Consider the following 17,279-nt stretch of genomic DNA (forward strand, 5'->3'; position numbering starts at 1 on the left):
CTCCTTACATTTATTGATAAATATAGCAGTCGAATGTTATCATTGAGCGTGAATTTCGATAGATTGAAAGGGAGGGAAAGATGACTGGAACCTTGTATAAACCGCTATTCAGGCAGCACAAATTCGTTGGCAAAGTCACAATCGATGGCTATGATTTCACTAAAACGGATGTCATGATGGACATCTATATTACGCAACGAAATAAAGGCTACAGCATGGGGTCTCTTGTCTATTTCCTACCAACTAATAGAAACCAAATTACACAGCAAGGTATGATTTGGTTTGATGATGATTTCAAACATATTAACATCTGGGCAGCCTCTGATTGGGGTAGGAAAGTCGTTAACGATAGCTTATATGTCGTCAATAAGCCCGATTATGAACAAGCGATGGCCTCCCTGCGGGAGGTAACCGACCGGTTTGATTTGACGATTATTCCGGCAACAAAATAAGCAAAAGCAGCCACTCTCCCTTATAAGAGCGATGGCTGCTTTTTTTGATGGATTGATGCGCATTAACCCGCGGCCTTCGTCCGATTGCGGCCTGTTCTCTTGGCTTCATAAAGCGCCTGATCCGCCCGCTGGAACACTTGCTCGAAGTCGACAGCATCCACACATTGCGCTACGCCAATCGAAACCGTAATCGGGCTGCCGGTAGGGCTGATGCTGCGCTCCGTTTGTCGGCGCACGCGTTCCGCCAGCATCGTTCCGGTATCCAAGCTTGCCGCTGGAAGAAGAACAATAAACTCCTCCCCGCCCAAGCGGCACACGAGATCGTCCGCTCCGCTTTCCGCCTGAAGAATGTGCGCGAGATGGACAAGCGTCTCATCGCCTGTGTGATGACCAAACTTATCATTTACACTCTTAAAATGGTCGATGTCGATAACGAGCAGCGTATATCCGCCCGGCACAGATCGCCGTTCTGTCAGCCATTCCTCCAGCCCCGTCCGATTAGCCAGACCTGTGAGACTATCCGTCCGAGCCTGCAGGCTCATTTCATCCGCTTGCGTTTGCAAGCCCTGCACAGCCTTCATCATTGCCCCCGCCAGATGGTGCGCCTCGTAATTCCAATGGCTCTGAAAAGGCGCATCAGCGATTCGTTTGCCAGCCGCAATATGGCGAGCCATGGCCGTCAGTTGGATAAAAGGCGATGCCAGCCTGTGGCCGATCCATAAGCATAGGAGCAGGAATGCCGCTACAAGCGGTATCATCCACGCGAGCTGCGCTTTCATGATAGCTGCCTTTGATTCCTCAACGATGGCGGAAGGCGATTGGAAGACGACGCCCCATCCGATATCGCCTACCCTCAAATAGCCGACCAAATCAGAGCCTCCGCGCGCATTGCCGATAGCTGCGAACCGAAGTTTTCCGTCACCGAAGACGGATTGCAGCGTCGTCGCACCCACCACAACCTCCCTTCGTCGGCCGTCCGGATTCAGCAGCAATTCGCCTTGCCCATCTACGATATAAGCGTACGTTCCCGCATTGCTTTTGATCGCATGATCAAACACGTCGCTGAACACGTTACGCCCCTCCAGATCAATTAACCCTGCGATAAACTGGTGCGGCGGCTCGCCTGGCTTTTGAACGGGATGCGTTACCATAACTACGCGATGACCATCCGGGTTAATGAACGGATCGGATACTGCAGGCCCACGGCCGCGACGAAGCGCATGGGCTGCGATCTGTCCCTCTAGCACGCTCCCTGAGTGAAACCCAGTATTTGGCGTTGTCGCCAACACCATGCCGGACTCATCGGCGAGCAGCGCCCCATTAAACAAGCGGTCGCCTCCGAGCAGCGCTCCGATTAGAGGGGGGACCTCCTCCATCGTCGGTTGTTGCTCCGATATGAATCGCGCGGTGCTGCCCAGCTCGTGAAACATGAGATCCTTGATCGTGTTTACCGTTGTCGATAAATTCCGCGCACCTTCAAAGTTCGCCTGCAGCTTCGAAGCGGTCAGCGCATCATTCTGTTTATTAATCGCGACTGCCATTAAAATGGCGGTCGAGCCGATCAGCGTGAAAGCCAGCAGCCCGACAAGCACGCTTTTTAATTTTATTTTTCCCGTTCCCATAAAACCTGTGCCAAACATGACCACCGTGCACTCCCTTATTGTTGGTTAGTATACGATGACAAAATTCAACAAAATCATCCATTTTTCCTGCTAGGCGGGTAAAATTCTGTATGTGGCGTATTGCACCGCGTACCATGCTAGCGTTGTTGGGCGAAGCCCATTCGACAAAGCGACCAATGGAAGCTCGTCTGTTGAATTCGATCAGCCAGATCCCATAATTGATCGATCATACGCACTTCTACGCCGCGGCTGATGAGCGCTCCCAGCGGATCTCGTATGATGATTTTGTTGATCGGAAATTGCGTAGTCTCGCTCAAATAATAGCCTGCGCCCTCATCCAGCAGGTAGAAGCCCGCTCTATCAAACTCATAAAGATACAACGTGGTGCGTCTCATCATTTCTAACCACTTATGCTCTATGGCAACGACATGCCGTACCGATTCCGAGGACAAAAAGAGCCGCTTATCCTCCTCGGTCGTCGTTTCATTGCAATGGTAAGTGACCCTCGGACAATTCCGCGGCGTTAAAAAGTTGGGCAGGCAACGCTCGTTGATCGCCCATACGAGCCCCTTGTCGGGATCGAGGTCTGTCCTTGTGGGCAAACGCGGCTCGAACCGCGTAATATCGCTTTCTTCACTGACGTGAAACAGCTTCATCGTGGTCGCTCCTTTCGTTAGACGGGTTGGGCGGCACAGCCGCGCCTTTAGGGCAGATTCTTCTGCCCTATTCGCGCGCTGGCGGCGTGCACGCGCCTTTAGGGCAGATTCTCCTGCCCTATTCGCCCGCTGGCGGCGCGCACGCGCCTTTAGGGCAGATTCTCCTGCCCTATTTGCTCGCTTGCGGCGTGCACGCGCCTTTAGGGCAGATTCTTCTGCCCTATTTGCTCGCTGGCGGCGCGCACGCGCCTTTAGGGCAGATTCTTCTGCCCTATTCGCTCGCTGGCGGCGTTCACGCGCCTTTAGGGCAGATTCTTCTGCCCTATTCGCTCGCTGGCGGCATTCACGCGCCTTTAGGGCAGATTCTTCTGCCCTATTTGCTCGCTGGCGGCGTGCACGCGCCTTTAGGGCAGATTCTTCTGCCCTATTTGCTCGCTGGCGGCGCAGCCGCGCACGCCCAGCTAGCCGCGCCCATTCACGCCATGCAGCTTTCGGTACGCCGTTGGCGTCATCCCCTCATGCACCATAAACCGCTTGTTAAAATAGCTGACGCTCGGGTATCCCGCTTCCTCCGCGATTTGCCCGATGTTGTCCTCCCGCCGCTCCAGCAGCCACTGCTTCGCCGCCTGCAGGCGACTGCGCGTGATGAAGTCCATCGGCGTCATTTTCGTCGCGCTCTTAAACAGCTTACAGAAATAGTAAGGCGTCACGCCCAGCCGATCCGCCCATTCCTCCAGCACGAACGGCTTCGTCGCTTCCTGCTGCATGAGCGGAAGCAGCGCCATGATCCGGTCGCCGGAGCTGGCTCCCTTATCGCGATTCCACACAACGGCTTGCTCGACGAATACGGTGAGCAGGGCATACGCGAGCATCGAGAGCTGTACCGGGCGCAGCATCCGATACGATTCCGCCTCCTGCAGCAGCTCTTCATGCATCTGCTCCCATGCACCGGTTTGGCGAAGCATCCATAGCGAGCTTTTGTGCAAACCCTGCTCCATTAAGTAATCCCGCAGCCCGCTCCCGCCATAGAAATGGAACCAGCGAATGCTCCACGGCTCTTCATAGCTGCTATAATATCGCTGCTTTTGCAGCGGAAAATAAAGCACGGCTTCCCCTGCGCGCAGCTCATGAACGACGCCGTCCAGCTCTACGTAACCTTTGCCGGAGACGACATAATGAATATTAAAGTTGTTGAGCGCCCCCGCCTCGCGCGACACGCCATGCTCCGGTTCATCGTAGTAGTGGCCTACCGATTCCGGGAAGCAAAAGTAAGGCATATTCGGAAGCGTAAGCAGCAAGCTTTGACGTTGCAAACCGACTCCTCCAATGACAATATTGTTATAATTGAATGCAATATATTATCATTTTAATTTTAATAACCATATCCTATAATCGCAATATAATCATAACAATTATCGTGAAAGCGAGGGTATATATCATGACCAAGAAGCTCCGATGGGGCATTATGGGGTGTGCTGGAATCGCCAAGCGCGCTGTCATTCCGGGAATTCAACAGTCAGCCTACAACGAGGTAGCCGCAATTGCCAGCCGCGATGAGAGCAACGCCAAACAAACCGCAGAGGCGCTCGATATTCCGGACGCATACGGCAGCTATGAGGCCCTTCTCGCAGACAGCTCGATCGATGCCGTCTATATCCCGCTTCCGAACCATCTGCATAAAGAATGGACGATAAAAGCAGCGGAGGCGGGCAAACATATTTTGTGCGAAAAACCGCTCGCCTTAACGGCGCAAGAGGCAGCAGAGATGGCAAATGCTGCGGAGCAAGCAGGCGTCCTGCTCGCGGAAGCGTTCATGTATCGCTACCACCCCCGCTATAGCGTTATTCAAGATCTCATCGCTTCCGGCGCCATAGGGGAAGTGCGCGGCATCCGCAGCGCTTTTACGTTTAACAATGCAGCAGACTCCGCCAACGTGCGTTATCGCAAAGATTGGGGCGGCGGCTCCATCTACGATGTCGGCTGCTATCCGATCAACGCCGCGCGCCTGCTGCTCGGACGAGAGCCGGAAGCCGTGACAGTGAATGCCATGTTCTCGCCAACGCATGATGACGTGGACATGATGGCATCGGGGCTCATCGAATTCGGCGATTCGGTAGCGCTTACATTCGACTGCGGCATGTGGGCCGCATTCCGCAACCCGCTTGAGGTGCTCGGAAGCGAAGGCATCATTGAAGTGCCTTCCGCGTTCATCACGCCGACGGCTGAGAGCGGCAGCATTTTCGTAACGGCAGCAGGCGAGCGACGAGAGATTGAGGTACCCTTCGTCAATGCTTATTCCGAGCAAGCCGATCATATGGCCCGCGCAATTATAGAAGGCACGCCTTTAGCATTTCCCGCCGCCGATGCCATCGCCAACATGAAAGTGATTGACGCATGCCTGCAGTCGGCCCGCAATCGCACAAGAGTCTCATTGTCACAATAGCGTTAGCATCCCGGCACAATTCCACAAGGAGGGACAGAATACGATGAAGCATATTTCAGTAGCAGGCTTGCACAAGCCGGTTTCCCAGCTAATGAAGGGCTCCGACTATTTTACCCATGACAACTTTGAGAAAGCCGCAGCCAATCTCGATGCCTTCTTCGCAATTGGCGGCAATGCAATCGATACCGCATACGTCTACACCAACGGAGAGAGCGAAGCCGTCATTGGTCGATACCTGCAAGAGCGCGGCAACCGCGAGCAATGGGTCATTTTGACCAAAGGCGCGCATCATGACCAGAACGGCCCGCGCGTAAACCGCGAAGCGATTCGCAGCGACCTGGCGGAAAGCCTGCATCGACTTCAAACCGATTACATCGACATGTATGCGCTGCATCGCGATGACCCATTCGTCCCTGTCAGCCACATCATCGAGGCGTTGAACGAGCATATTGCCTCTGGCGCCGTGCGAGCAATTGGCGCATCCAATTGGAGCTGGCAGCGGATGCGAGAAGCGAATGACTATGCGCTGGCAAAAGGATTGGTCGGCTTCTCCTTCAGCAGCCCGAACCTCAGCTTAGCCAAAGCCAACGAGCCGTTCTGGCCGGGCTGCGTTTCAACCGACAGCAACACGCTCGCATGGCATGAACAGACCCAAGTCCCGTTGTTCTCTTGGTCCTCCCAAGCCAGAGGCTTCTTCACCGGACGATTCTCGCCGGAGGATCGGACCAATGCCGATCTGGTTCGCGTCTTCTACAGCGACGGCAACTGGGAGCGTCTCGCCCGCGCCAAGCAGCTGGCAGAGCGCAAGAACGTGACGACGATTCAAATCGCGCTTGCTTATGTGCTGAACCAGCCGTTCCCGACCTGCGCGCTCATCGGCGCGCAATCGGCGGAGGAGCTGCGTTCATGCGAGGAAGGCTCCCGTATTGTGTTGACACGAGAGGAGCTGGACTGGCTCGATTTGACGTCGGACCAGAACGGACGCAACAACGACAATTAAGTCGGCAAACGGCAAGAAGCGTTGCAGAGAGCATCACTCTGCAACGCTTTTTTCGTGCTTTCCCGTCGTTCCCGAGCTTACAGCCAACGTGCCAAGCAGCTCCGAACGTACCCACTCCACGACCTGCTCCCTGTAATCGTGGATGAAGAAATGGCCCGCCTCATAGGCCCGAAGGGTGCAAGGCCCTGAAGCATATCGCCGCCATTGCGCCATTACCTCTGGCGTCGAGTGATCCTTCGTGCCGTATAGAACCGATACGCTGCATGCTAAGTCCACCGCCGGATCGGCTTGGAACACATATCGTTCGGATACGCGATAATCCGCCCGCAGCAGCGGCATAAACAACCGGAATAAGCTCCGATGCTCGATCAGATCGTCAGGGAAGCCGCCGAATTGCACAATTTCCTCAAGGAAGGCATCGTCATCGAGCTGATGCAGCAAGGGAACCCCTTCCCTTCGGGGAATATGCGGCGGATTGCGGCCCGAGAAGAACAGATGAGCAGGCGGCGGACATTCCGATAAGCGGTGAATTCGCCTCGCCATTTCGAAAGCAGCGATCGCACCCATGCTATGACCAAATATGGCGTAGGGCTGTCCGTTAAGCTGTGACATTACCGTCTCATACACATCTGCCACCGTCTCCTCCATGCTGTCGCATAACGGTACGTGTTGACGGCTTCCTCTCCCCGCCAGCTCGACGGGCACCACCTCAATCGAATCCCCGATCAGGCTTTGCCAGTCTCCAAATTCCGATGCCGAGCCGCCCGCATAAGGGATACAAAACAATTGATTTCGTTTCACCATGCTTACCTTCTCCTTACTCCCCGGCGTTCGCTTGAACGCTCGCCGTTTGCGCATGCATCGGCTTCCGTGCCCGGCTAAACCGTATTTCCAGCAAAGGCGACAGGATGACGAGCACGCTCATCAGCAAATAGATCCACCGGATTGAAATCGCATCGCCCAAATACCCTACGCCGAGGTAAACAACAAGACTAATATAGGAAATGAGCATGACCATCATGCTGTTGACTCTGCCGATGAACGCTACATCGATTTCCAATTGAATGAGGGTTTCGTTATGAATCCGATTGCTGACGACAAAGAAGCCTAGCAGCAAGTAGCCGATCATCGCCTGCGCGAGATGGGCAGAGGTCAGAAAGACGATAAGCGAGCCACCGATCAAGAGCATGCTGATGCGGCCAAAGGAAACGAACTTCATACGCTCCATCAGCTTTACGAGCATATAGCTTCCCACAATGGCGCCAATTGCCCAAGCCGCTTCAATATAGCCGAACCCCGCGGCTCCAACCTTTAATTCCCTCTCGGTAAACACCGGCAGCAGCGTGTTGCAAACATACAACGTCATATAACCGAAAATTTGAATGATAACGAGCGAGATCACCTTCGGGCGTGACTTCATGTACATGAAGCCTTCCACCCAATCCTTTTTCACGCTTGGCTTCTCGACCGTATCCCTACTCTTATTAATGGCATACAGCCCCTTAATCAGGAAGGTAAGCAGCGCCGACAAGGCAAACGTGAACATGTTGATATAAATGACAATAATAGCGGAAAACGCGGCCACCAGTATACCGCCTACAGCCGAGCCGATTAGCATGCCCAGCTGGTTTGCAATTCCCAATCGGGCGTTGGCGCGCATCAGTTGGCTCTCCGGTATAATCGTACGAATCAGCCCCATGGATGAAGGCCAGTGGAAACGGTCGCAGGCCGCCAGAATAAATTCCGTCGCATAAATGATGCCGATCGGGACGTCTCCCTGCATAGCAAACAACGGAATTAGGCCTAGCGCCAGCGCACGTATAGCATCGCTGGCCACACACAGGCGCTTGAAGCTCCAACGGTCGATGAACACGCCCATCCAAGGCGAGAGCAGGATGCCTGCAATGCTATGGACGAGCAGCAGCCATCCGATTGAAGCAGCGGATTGCGTCATGCTGTACAGCAGCAGGCTCATGCCGATAAACTGCATGCCTGCCCCGGTTGAAGAGGCCAGGGAAGCCGCAATAAACTTCCCCAGCTCTTTGTTAATGGCGAATTGCTCGGCGTAGCGTCGCACTAGCATGGGATTTCGCTCTGCACGGCGCCTTGCTCGACCACTTCAATTTGTAGGTCCGACCATGCCTGCTCGATGACTCGCACAGCTTCCTCTGGCGTACTTCCTTGGGCCAGAATAAAGCCATTGCGCTCCAATGATTTGGTGAATGGCTTCGTCGGCTTGCCTTGTTCGACATCGATCTGGCATCTGACGACATCAGGCCGCTGCTTCAATCGATCGACGCCTTCCAGAACGCTCACTTCTCCCGGAGGCAGCTGCAAGTAACGGATTGCAGCCGCTTGTCCCGTAAACCCGTTAGACAGGTCTGGCTGGCCGGTTATAAATCCATTGAACGTTTGCGTGAACAAGTCGAAGCCGAAAACCCGCTCCACCATCTCAAATATATAATCCCCGCCTACGCGGGTATGCGTTTCGACGACATACATCCCGTCCTCCGCCACGATAATCTCCGTATGTGATGGACCGTACTGGTGGCCGATTAAGTCCATCAAGGATGCGGCCAGCAGCTTCGCTTCTTCGATCTTGTCCGAAGGCAGAGAGGACGGCATATTGTGTCCCGTCTCTACAAAATGGGGCGCGCCCGTCGTAAACTTATCCGTTACGGCAATCATCGTATGCCGCCCTTCCCACGTGAAGCCTTCTACGCTGATCTCCGTGCCGACGATATACTTCTCGACGAGAATGTCTCCGCCGCTATAAGCGGCTTGGATCTGTTCAAGCGCGGGCGCGATTTGCCCGACTTCCGTAATTTTGTAGATTTGGGCGCTGCCCGTTCCATAGCTCGGCTTAAGAATAACCGGCAGCTCCACCTCATCGATGAAGCCCAGCACATCGGCCGCAGCCGCCACAATAGCGTAAGGCACCGAAGGGAACTGCCTCTCCTTCATGTAGGCCCGCATTCTTCCCTTATCTCTCGTAGTCAAGACGGGAAACAGCGGATTGCCGGGCAGGTTTAACCGTTCCTTCAGCTTTGCTGCCGTCAGAACCCCCATCTCCTGGAAGGAGACGACGCAATCGTACGGCCTATCCCGATGCAGGATATCAAAAAGCTCCAGCAGAATAGGGTCCTCCAGCGAGGAAGTTATCAGCTCATCGACATAAGCCAAATCCTCCGGCTTGACCTTGCTCTTCTCCTGAACGAGCGTAACCGCCAACCCCGCCGCCTGCGCCTTTTGATAGATCTCCGTCCAGCCGCCAATCATAATCATCCGTTTCGCTGGGCTACCGGCCTTCATAGGCGATCACCCCGTCCATCATTTCCGTACGAATCGAATCCTCGAACACTTCTCGGCGGATAGCCAACCGGGACTTTCCACCTTGAACGAAAACGACAGCAGGCTTCATGAACCGGTTGTAGTTATTGGACATTGCATACGTATAAGCGCCCGTACATTGTACGGCTAATAGATCGCCCGTCTTCACCTCTGGCAGCGGCGCGCTCTCGATCATCCGATCCGTCTCGCAATGGCGTCCGAAAATGCGAACCGGCAACATATCCGTAGGCTCCGCATTCGGATGGGCAGCCAAGAGCACATTATGATGCGCCTCATACATAATTGGCCGCGGATTGTCGGACAGTCCCCCGTCCACCGAAATAAAGGCGCGAACATCCTGACCCGCTGGCACTGGCTTAATTGGCCCCACGGTATACAGCGTCGTCCCATATTCAGCGATGACAGAACGTCCCGGCTCAATTCCGAAAATGACATTTTCTTCGCATAGCGGAGCGACGTGCTCGCGGAAAACCGGCATGACGCCATCCGCCCACTCCTGCGGCGTTGGCGGCCTCGCATAGCCCGAGTAATTCACGCCCATGCCGCCCCCCATCGTAATGCTGGACGGCTTCCAGCCATGCGCGTCCGTCACGGCTTGAATAAACGCCCCCAATCGTTCCAACGCTTGCTGATGGAACTTCACCTCCTGGATTTGCGAGCCCAAGTGGAAATGCAGGCCGCGCAGCATCAGGGAGGAGGATTGGAGAATTGCCGCAATCGCGCGCATAGCCGTATGATCGAAGATAGACAGCCCAAACTTGGATTCCATATGGCCCGTCGTAAACTTCGGATTGGAGTAGACATTAATAGCTAAGTTTACGCGTATATCAACCGCCTGAAGCTTCCCTTGGCTCTGCGCCTCCTGCTCGATCGCATCGATTTCCTCCAAGCAATCGATAACAAGCGTTCTTACGCCGCTGGCAACAGCCAGCCTGATTTCGTCCTGCGTCTTGTAATTGCCATGAAACGTAATGCGGGAAGCAGGCGCTCCAGCCCATAATGCCAGCTTAAGCTCTCCTTCAGACACCACATCCAGGCTCATGCCTTCTTCCACGACCAGATTGACCATTTGGCCGATCATAAACGCCTTGGAGGCATAAGCGACGTCCACATGATTCCAATGCGCCCGAAAACTTTGTACATAATCCCGACAGCGCTGCCGAACAGCAGCTTCATCAATGACATAAAGCGGCGTGCCGTACTCCTTAGCCAAGCCTAACGTATTGCAGCCGCCGATCTCCAATTGCCCCCGCTCGTCGATCGTTTGCGTTCCATATTTGAACATATTGATCACTCCCTCATTGATATTGAAGCTCGGCACAATTCGGCAATTAGACGAAATACATCCCTTCGGCTACAAGACTTACATTGCCTTCCATACACAGCACCTTGTCCATGGCGTTCCATTCCACGCGCACGCAGCCCTGCGGTGTCAACACTTCTGATTCGAGCGGCCAATCCGGCATTTCTAGGGCGACAGCCATCGCCGCAGCCGCCGAACCCGTCGCGCACCCTTCAACCACGCCGACGCCTCTTTCCCAAGGCAGCACCCGGATGACGCCACGGTCAACCACGGATGCGAACATCACATTAGTCCCCCCATCGAACGTAGCCTCATAAATCGGCCCTTCATGCGTTAAATTGACAGCCTCCAAATCGGTTAAAATGACCAAATGCGGCGAGCCGACGACATATTGATAACGCGACTCTTCTCCGTATTTATTAATGAGCGGGTCGCGTTCGAAGCGAATCGTTGCATTGAACTTCATGCCTTCCTCACCAGCCAGTCGATGCGTCACCGTCGCGCCTTGCGCTTTGATGACGATGTCCTGGTCTCGCAGCTGCGGCCTGTTCACGTAAGCGAAAGCCGCCACGCAGCGTGCACCGTTCCCGCACATCGGAGCCTCGGTTCCATCGGCGTTGAATACGCGCATATGAACGGTGCTGTCGGTCAGCCACTCGGCGACGAGTAGGCCATCTCCGCTCAGCCCTGTTCTTTTGGAGCATATAGCCGGAATGTCTACCGCATGGAGATTCGAGCTTTCAACGACGATATAGCTGTTGCCCTCTGCTTCAAACTTCCAAAATTGCATAGGAAACCCTCCAAATTTTGATTTTTGATGTTAAACCAAATAAGGCACCTTAGGCTTCGTTCTGACGGTAACTTCAATGGACTCGCACACGGACTGCGCCAGCTCAATGCATTGCTTGTCCGTCTCTGCACAGGTAAGCACCGAAAGCAGCGTATCGTTGTTGGAGGACGTAGACGAATAGAAGCGGCTCTGGGGCGCATGATTCATCACCCATAGCGGGCCCGACTCGCTGGATTGCAGCGATTTGACATCAATCGAAATATAGCCCTCCGTCGGCGGATAATACTCGAACAGGGTCGCTACCTTCGAGGCAGCTGTATTTGCCGTGAACACGCCGGTTTCGAAGAGCGATGCGATAGCAGCGAATATATTGACCGACATCGCTTGATTAATGAGCCAGTAGCAAGGGAAGCCGAACAGCCGCGGATTTACCTCCAGAATGTACAGCTGGCCGTCGTTGCCCATAATGTACTCGATATGGCAGGGGCCAAAATCGAACTGGAATCGCTCGATAAACTTGCGCGTTTCCTCGATGACAGGCTCCGTTTCAACGCCTTGATAAGGGAAAATGAAGCCCGATTCGACGAAGCTTGGCGGCTCGCCCAAATAACGGTTCGTTACGCCGAGAATATGAACGCCATTACGATCCTTCATAAATTCGCAGCTGAATATCGCCCCGGGAACATAGGCTTCCAGCAAATACTCGCTGTTCTCCACGACGCCCTTCGTAAACCGGGACAGCAGCTGCAGCGTATCATACGCCTCTCTCAGCTCTTCAACCGTATAGATAAGCCGTATGCCTTCGGACTGATTGCCGTTGACCGGCTTGAAGACGAGCCCCTTGTTCATCCGGGCAAGAAAATCCTCGCCCTCTTCGACCGATCGGCATAGCCGGAAGGCAGGCGTCGGGAAGCCCAGCTCCTGCTGCCTCTGCCGAAACTTATGCTTATTGCGTAGCGTATCGGCAAGATCAGGGTTGAGATTGTAATAGCCCTTCGCCTGGCAGTATTGCGTAACCAGCGGGATCATGAAGTCGCTCGTTGTGAACACGCTCGCGATTTCGTATTTGCCCTCAAGCTCCGCCAGCTGCTGCTCGAAAAACGCGGGCTCGAACATCTGCTTGTCGCGGATAACTTCAATTGCCATGTCTAGATATTCGGGCAAATTTCTGTACAAGCCCGACGTCAGGTAGACAACGGCATAGCCTGTCTCCGTCAAATCCCTGATTTCATAAGCATGATTGCCTGATTCGACAAGCACCGTTACTCGCTGCTTCACGCCGTCACCCCATACTTGCCAAGCATCGCCATGATGCTGCTAATCGTCACGAAATTGTCCAGCGTAAGGTCCTCTTCGCGGAACTGGATGCTCAGCTTCTTCTCCAGCTGCACCAAAAGCCGCACCGTCGTAATCGAGTCGAGGCCCTCATCGCTCAATTTGGTGTTCTCATTCAGCTCCACATTACGTTTCATGACCGTAACGACAGCCTCTCTTACCGTTTGGAATAACGCCTGATCCGTAGAGTTCGTCATCTGGAACGCCCTTTCTATATGTGAAAATAAGTGCGATTACGTTGAGAAAGCTGTATGTTCCTTGCCGCGCTGTTATCCCGCCGACGCCGATCTTAAAAGCGCGCGTGCAAGCTGCTCCCGGTTATCGTCGCTCTCCATTTGCCCGAGATCGAAAGAAGAGGACTTGAGCGTTCCGTACAGCTTGGCTAGCGGATGATTGGCGCGAATCGAGGATATGCCGGCGATCTTCATCGCGTAATTTACGATTTTTTGCGTCGCCGTCACCATGTATTCCATCGTCAACAGCCCCGTATCCGCCACAAGCTCACGGCCATCGCCGCCACCGCTAAACAGCTCGTTTATTCGGCTGCTGTACGTGTATAGCTGCGATTCGCATGCCTCCAGCAAAATTGCAGCATCCGCCACGAGAAACTGCGTGCCCGGAAATCGGCTAAGCGGCAAGCCCCACTGCGGCACGAAGGAGGCTTTGGCGGAATCGCATGCGCACGCTAGCGCCGATTTGGCGATACCGAGATAAATAGCGCTCACGTTCAGCCGATGAAGAAGGAGAAATCGTTCCAACAGTGCGGATTCCTGTCCTGTAAAGCTCACCAGCTCGTTATTGGGGACAAAGACGTCCTGCAGCCGCACGCTGTAGGATTCAATCGCGGTGAAGCCTGCCTCATCCGATTGGCAGACATCCGGACAGCGCTGCATGGATACCCCTTCCCGCGTAATGGGAATAACGGCTACCGCGAAGGAGGAGCTGCCGTTTTTGTCATGAATGATGCCGCACATCGGCAAATACTGCACATGCGCATCCATATGCACGCGCTGCCGGACGCCATTAAAGCGCATGCCGCCTTCAGCTGCCGTCGCCTGAATGGCTCCGCCTCCGCCGGAAGTTTCCGGCTCGCGCTCGTTGAAATCTATTTCGTTAAGCGATGCGAGCAGCATCCCTTTGCTCCGTATATTTGCGAAGCAGCTATCTATCGGGTTGCCCGCCTCCGCCTGCATCATGCGAAGACCCCATGCACTGGTCAGATGATTCGCAAGCCGGATGGCAAGCGGCAAGTCCCCGGCAGCCAAATCGGCTATCATGCCCGAGTAGCTCGCCGCACAGGAAAGCCCACTTCCGTATGGCTCGGGCAGCGTCAGCGTATGCACCTGTTGATTCACCAGGTCGTCCATACGGATTGTTTCAGAGAGTGTAAGTACCGTTGCGCTCACGCAGTCACATCCTTCTACGAATGAATAGGTTCCAGCATCGTTAACGGCCATTGCTGCAAGTCATCGCCATATCGATGGGCTAGCGCTTGAATCCAACGGTCAATGCCGAAGCCGACGCATCCGGAATGCGCAGCTTCCCCGTCTGGCCCTGTAATTTGAAACTTCTTGGCGATAACATCGCCGCTATGATTGAATGAGCTTATGGCAGAGGAAATCGTGCCGCACTGCGCGATCAGCTCATACTTGGCGCTCGACATCAGCTGGAACACCAGCTTGTCCAGCCCATCCGTTGTGAAGAACGGGTCATTCGCCGTTTGTACCGTCCCGTTCAAGCCGAGCTTCACGAACAGCTCCCACACATCGTCGATGATGCGCTGGCGAATTTCCGTAATGTCCGCCGACGTGCCGACCATGACGATTTCCCGCATCGAAAACTCGTTGCGGCGAAAAGCATTCAAGCGCCATTCCGCCTCATGCCGGAAGCAGCGGCCCTCCGCCGTATAGAGATGCACGCCGCTGACTTGCTGGCCGGACAGCTCCTCATACACGTGATAGCAAATGCACGGCTGCAAATAATAGTCCGCTTTCTGGAATGCACCATCCATGTGCTCATGCGCCGACTCCAACGCCTCGAACCGATGCGGAATTTCCGCGACAGCGTACACGTTTTGCGGGAAATTAGAAGCGTATCCGCAGGTGTGCATCACTTTCCCCTTCAGCAAAGTCGGGTATCTGCGCTCCATTGCTTGATGCTTGCGGGCAATGCCCAGGAACAGGTCGTCCAGCATCTGGTACGCTCTTGGATCGATGGACGCATGATCGCGAGATAAGGACTGCCTGCCCGCTTGGCCGCTGTCCTCGTTCGACTTGATCGTTTTGATCGGAATCGACTTGTAATCCTCCAGCTTGGCCAGAATCGCCTCGAATTGCTGCGTAAATACTTCTTCATTCTGCTCGCTGCCTTCACCGAGCGTAATCAGCAGATCATCCTGGTCAATCGCTACAGCTGTAATCGCAGGGGTCACATAGGAGACCTGCTCGATCAGCAGCCCTCTTTTTTGTTCGTCAAATCCAGCGGGAATCATCAATTTCAAATTCATCAATGCTAGCACCACCTTGATCGCATAGTGATTACGCCGAGCCTTTGTTTGGCCACGATTTCTTTCAGCACATCGCTGCGCGGCAGATGAAACGTATTCGCCTTGACGTCGCGATACAGCTTATCCAGAACCGAATCCGGCTTCACTGCCTGCGGTCCGACAGCCTCGATGGCCAGCTCGACCACTCGCTCGGCGGATGTCAGCACATATTCCTTTGTCATCAGGCTGATAGGTGTCAATTCGGGTGCCGGTTCGCCCTGCAAATAGGTCGCGACGACGCGGCACAGCTTGTCCAGCTGGGATTCGCTCGTATCGAGCAGCAGCTTCATCTCGGCCAGCTTCTGATACCGGGCGAACGTTTTGGAGGGGCTCGGATTGGCGGATGAGGCGGCGGTCAGCTCCTCCATGACATGGGATAAAGCTGTTTTAGCCACACCTAAATAAACCGAGCAAATACCGACTCGAAAAAGATACGGAAACACGTCCATATCCAGCGGAATTTCCGCGCTTCGCGAAATAAGCCGATCCATCGGCAAAAAGACATCGTTCAGCTCGACCGTATTGCTATGCGTTTGGCTCATCGAAATCGTTTCCCAATCCTGCTTCACGCTGACGCCGGGATCGGATTTATGCACCATCGCAAAAATGATTTCGTTCTCGTCCGTCTCTTCATTGCGAATAATGCTCATGACCGGCAAATACTGAACGAAGGGCTCCAGCGAAACGTAAGGCCGGATGCCGTTAACGATCATGCCGTCTTCTACAAACTTGACTTTCACGGGAAATTTATCGGGATTCATATCGGATAACGATCTAAAGTAGAGCACGGGATCATTGGGGGAGGCGAAGAGCGCGTTGTTCGTCGCGACTTCATTAAAGTAAAAACTGCGGTTAAAATCGGTGTGGATATAAGATAGTCCCCATACCGTCAGCAGATGCATGGACATGCTGAGCGCTAACGCAGGGTTGTGCTTGGCGATGCCCATCAGCATCTCCTTGTATTGCGCAGGGGAATACGCATTGCCGTACGGGGCAGGAGTTGTAGCTCGGTGAATGCCTTGCGTAATCAGATCATCGATCTCCAAAGCGGTTAAAGACAAATCATTTCCCTCCATATCCTCGTAGATTTTGGATGGCGTATTTGTTAGTTTTGGATGGTTTGGATGACGCTTAGCTCATGTATTGGCGTAATGTTTCAGGGAATGTAACATTACGTATCAATGCGGATGCTGCTTTTTTGTTGGAATCCCTCCATTTTTCGCTATATTACTATCATTCACTCGTTGATGGCATTTATAGTGACCAACGAATGATACTATTTGTATCATAACACATATTATGAAAATGTCACCCTCTTTTTCATTGTAGATTTTATGAAGGGCTCTGTCGGCTGCGCACGGCACTGAAAATCGGCGCTAACGGACCTCAGCGCCGTTAATCGCCATAAAAAGCGGCCTCTCGGCGGCTAAACATTCCTGTAGAGTCTAAGATTTGAGCTTGGACAAAACAAAGGAGCGCCTCGTATGATGGGGGTGTTACGGGGTCGGATACCCAAAAACCCATCAGGAGGCGCTTAACATGAAGTTTACTCGAAACGATGCTGCAAATCAACGCATTGAACGAATTACCAATCACCATGCCATTGTAGGAATCGACATCGCCAAAGATATACATGCCGCACAAATCACAGATTTCCGTGGGCGGACGCTCACACCACGTCACGTCTCCTTTACCAATACAAAGACAGGATTTGAAAAGCTACTCACTTGGATCCAGGCGGTTGGTGACAAACACGGCAAAACCTCTTTCCTTGTTGGCATG

At 53.8% G+C, this 17,279-nt stretch carries 17 protein-coding genes; 4 read left to right on the plus strand and 13 right to left on the minus strand.

The annotated features are described in order from the left end of the window. Nucleotides 1-80: 80 nt before the first annotated feature. A complete protein-coding gene (locus PAECUDRAFT_RS18800; RefSeq protein WP_006039720.1) occupies nt 81-452 on the plus strand; it encodes a hypothetical protein in 372 nt (123 codons plus the stop codon). A 62-nt stretch (nt 453-514) separates the two neighbouring features. On the opposite strand, the gene PAECUDRAFT_RS18805 is transcribed toward PAECUDRAFT_RS18800, so the two are convergent. The 3 genes from PAECUDRAFT_RS18805 to PAECUDRAFT_RS18815 all read right to left on the minus strand — a co-directional run bounded on the left by PAECUDRAFT_RS18805 (nt 515) and on the right by PAECUDRAFT_RS18815 (nt 4,043). Continuing rightward, a complete protein-coding gene (locus tag PAECUDRAFT_RS18805) occupies nt 515-2,092 on the minus strand; it encodes a sensor domain-containing diguanylate cyclase (protein WP_006039721.1) in 1,578 nt (525 codons plus the stop codon). A 119-nt stretch (nt 2,093-2,211) separates the two neighbouring features. Beyond that, entirely contained in the window at nt 2,212-2,730 is a 519-nt protein-coding gene (locus PAECUDRAFT_RS18810; protein ID WP_006039722.1) for a DUF6886 family protein, read from the minus strand. A gap of 461 nt (nt 2,731-3,191) precedes the next feature. After that, a complete protein-coding gene (locus tag PAECUDRAFT_RS18815; RefSeq protein WP_006039723.1) occupies nt 3,192-4,043 on the minus strand; it encodes an AraC family transcriptional regulator in 852 nt (283 codons plus the stop codon). A 125-nt stretch (nt 4,044-4,168) separates the two neighbouring features. Between PAECUDRAFT_RS18815 and PAECUDRAFT_RS18820 the strand changes: the two genes are divergently transcribed. Both PAECUDRAFT_RS18820 and PAECUDRAFT_RS18825 read left to right on the plus strand, forming a co-directional pair. Further along, nucleotides 4,169-5,173: a Gfo/Idh/MocA family protein gene (locus PAECUDRAFT_RS18820; RefSeq protein WP_006039724.1), complete on the plus strand. Its 1,005-nt coding sequence runs from the start codon at nt 4,169-4,171 to the stop codon at nt 5,171-5,173. Between the two features lie 43 nt (nt 5,174-5,216). Then, on the plus strand, nt 5,217-6,173 hold the full coding sequence (locus PAECUDRAFT_RS18825; protein ID WP_006039725.1) for an aldo/keto reductase: 957 nt from the start codon (nt 5,217-5,219) through the stop codon (nt 6,171-6,173). 33 nt (nt 6,174-6,206) lie between these two features. Here PAECUDRAFT_RS18825 and PAECUDRAFT_RS18830 read toward each other — a convergent pair whose 3' ends face one another. The 10 genes from PAECUDRAFT_RS18830 to PAECUDRAFT_RS18875 form a co-directional block, all read right to left on the minus strand. Then, nucleotides 6,207-6,977: a thioesterase II family protein gene (locus tag PAECUDRAFT_RS18830; RefSeq protein WP_006039726.1), complete on the minus strand. Its 771-nt coding sequence runs from the start codon at nt 6,975-6,977 to the stop codon at nt 6,207-6,209. Between the two features lie 13 nt (nt 6,978-6,990). Next, complete coding sequence (locus PAECUDRAFT_RS18835) at nt 6,991-8,256, minus strand: MFS transporter (protein WP_006039727.1); 1,266 nt, start codon at nt 8,254-8,256, stop codon at nt 6,991-6,993. Beyond that, nucleotides 8,250-9,485 carry an ATP-grasp domain-containing protein gene (locus PAECUDRAFT_RS18840; protein WP_006039728.1) on the minus strand — a complete coding sequence of 412 codons (1,236 nt, stop codon included), beginning with the start codon at nt 9,483-9,485 and terminating at the stop codon, nt 8,250-8,252. Before PAECUDRAFT_RS18840 ends, PAECUDRAFT_RS18835 begins: the two co-directional genes overlap by 7 nt. Beyond that, nucleotides 9,472-10,809: a diaminopimelate decarboxylase gene (lysA, locus tag PAECUDRAFT_RS18845; RefSeq protein WP_006039729.1), complete on the minus strand. Its 1,338-nt coding sequence runs from the start codon at nt 10,807-10,809 to the stop codon at nt 9,472-9,474. Before lysA ends, PAECUDRAFT_RS18840 begins: the two co-directional genes overlap by 14 nt. A gap of 46 nt (nt 10,810-10,855) precedes the next feature. After that, complete coding sequence (gene dapF / locus PAECUDRAFT_RS18850) at nt 10,856-11,617, minus strand: diaminopimelate epimerase (protein ID WP_006039730.1); 762 nt, start codon at nt 11,615-11,617, stop codon at nt 10,856-10,858. 30 nt (nt 11,618-11,647) lie between these two features. Beyond that, entirely contained in the window at nt 11,648-12,895 is a 1,248-nt protein-coding gene (locus PAECUDRAFT_RS18855) for an ATP-grasp domain-containing protein (RefSeq protein WP_006039731.1), read from the minus strand. After that, nucleotides 12,892-13,149, minus strand: coding sequence for an acyl carrier protein (locus PAECUDRAFT_RS18860; protein ID WP_006039732.1), 258 nt, complete (start codon nt 13,147-13,149; stop codon nt 12,892-12,894). The genes PAECUDRAFT_RS18855 and PAECUDRAFT_RS18860 overlap by 4 nt, the downstream gene beginning before the upstream one ends. 72 nt (nt 13,150-13,221) lie before the next feature. Then, complete coding sequence (locus tag PAECUDRAFT_RS18865) at nt 13,222-14,358, minus strand: acyl-CoA dehydrogenase family protein (RefSeq protein ID WP_006039733.1); 1,137 nt, start codon at nt 14,356-14,358, stop codon at nt 13,222-13,224. A 14-nt stretch (nt 14,359-14,372) separates the two neighbouring features. Then, nucleotides 14,373-15,458, minus strand: coding sequence for an aminoacyl--tRNA ligase-related protein (locus PAECUDRAFT_RS18870; protein ID WP_006039734.1), 1,086 nt, complete (start codon nt 15,456-15,458; stop codon nt 14,373-14,375). Nucleotides 15,459-15,463: 5 nt separating this feature from the next. After that, a complete protein-coding gene (locus PAECUDRAFT_RS18875) occupies nt 15,464-16,558 on the minus strand; it encodes an acyl-CoA dehydrogenase family protein (protein ID WP_006039735.1) in 1,095 nt (364 codons plus the stop codon). Between the two features lie 478 nt (nt 16,559-17,036). Between PAECUDRAFT_RS18875 and PAECUDRAFT_RS18880 the strand changes: the two genes are divergently transcribed. After that, nucleotides 17,037-17,279 (plus strand): IS110 family transposase (locus tag PAECUDRAFT_RS18880; protein WP_006039736.1); only part of this gene is annotated, 243 nt, incomplete at its 3' end.

The sequence above is a fragment of the Paenibacillus curdlanolyticus YK9 genome (assembly GCF_000179615.1).
Lineage (GTDB): Bacteria > Bacillota > Bacilli > Paenibacillales > Paenibacillaceae > Paenibacillus_T > Paenibacillus_T curdlanolyticus.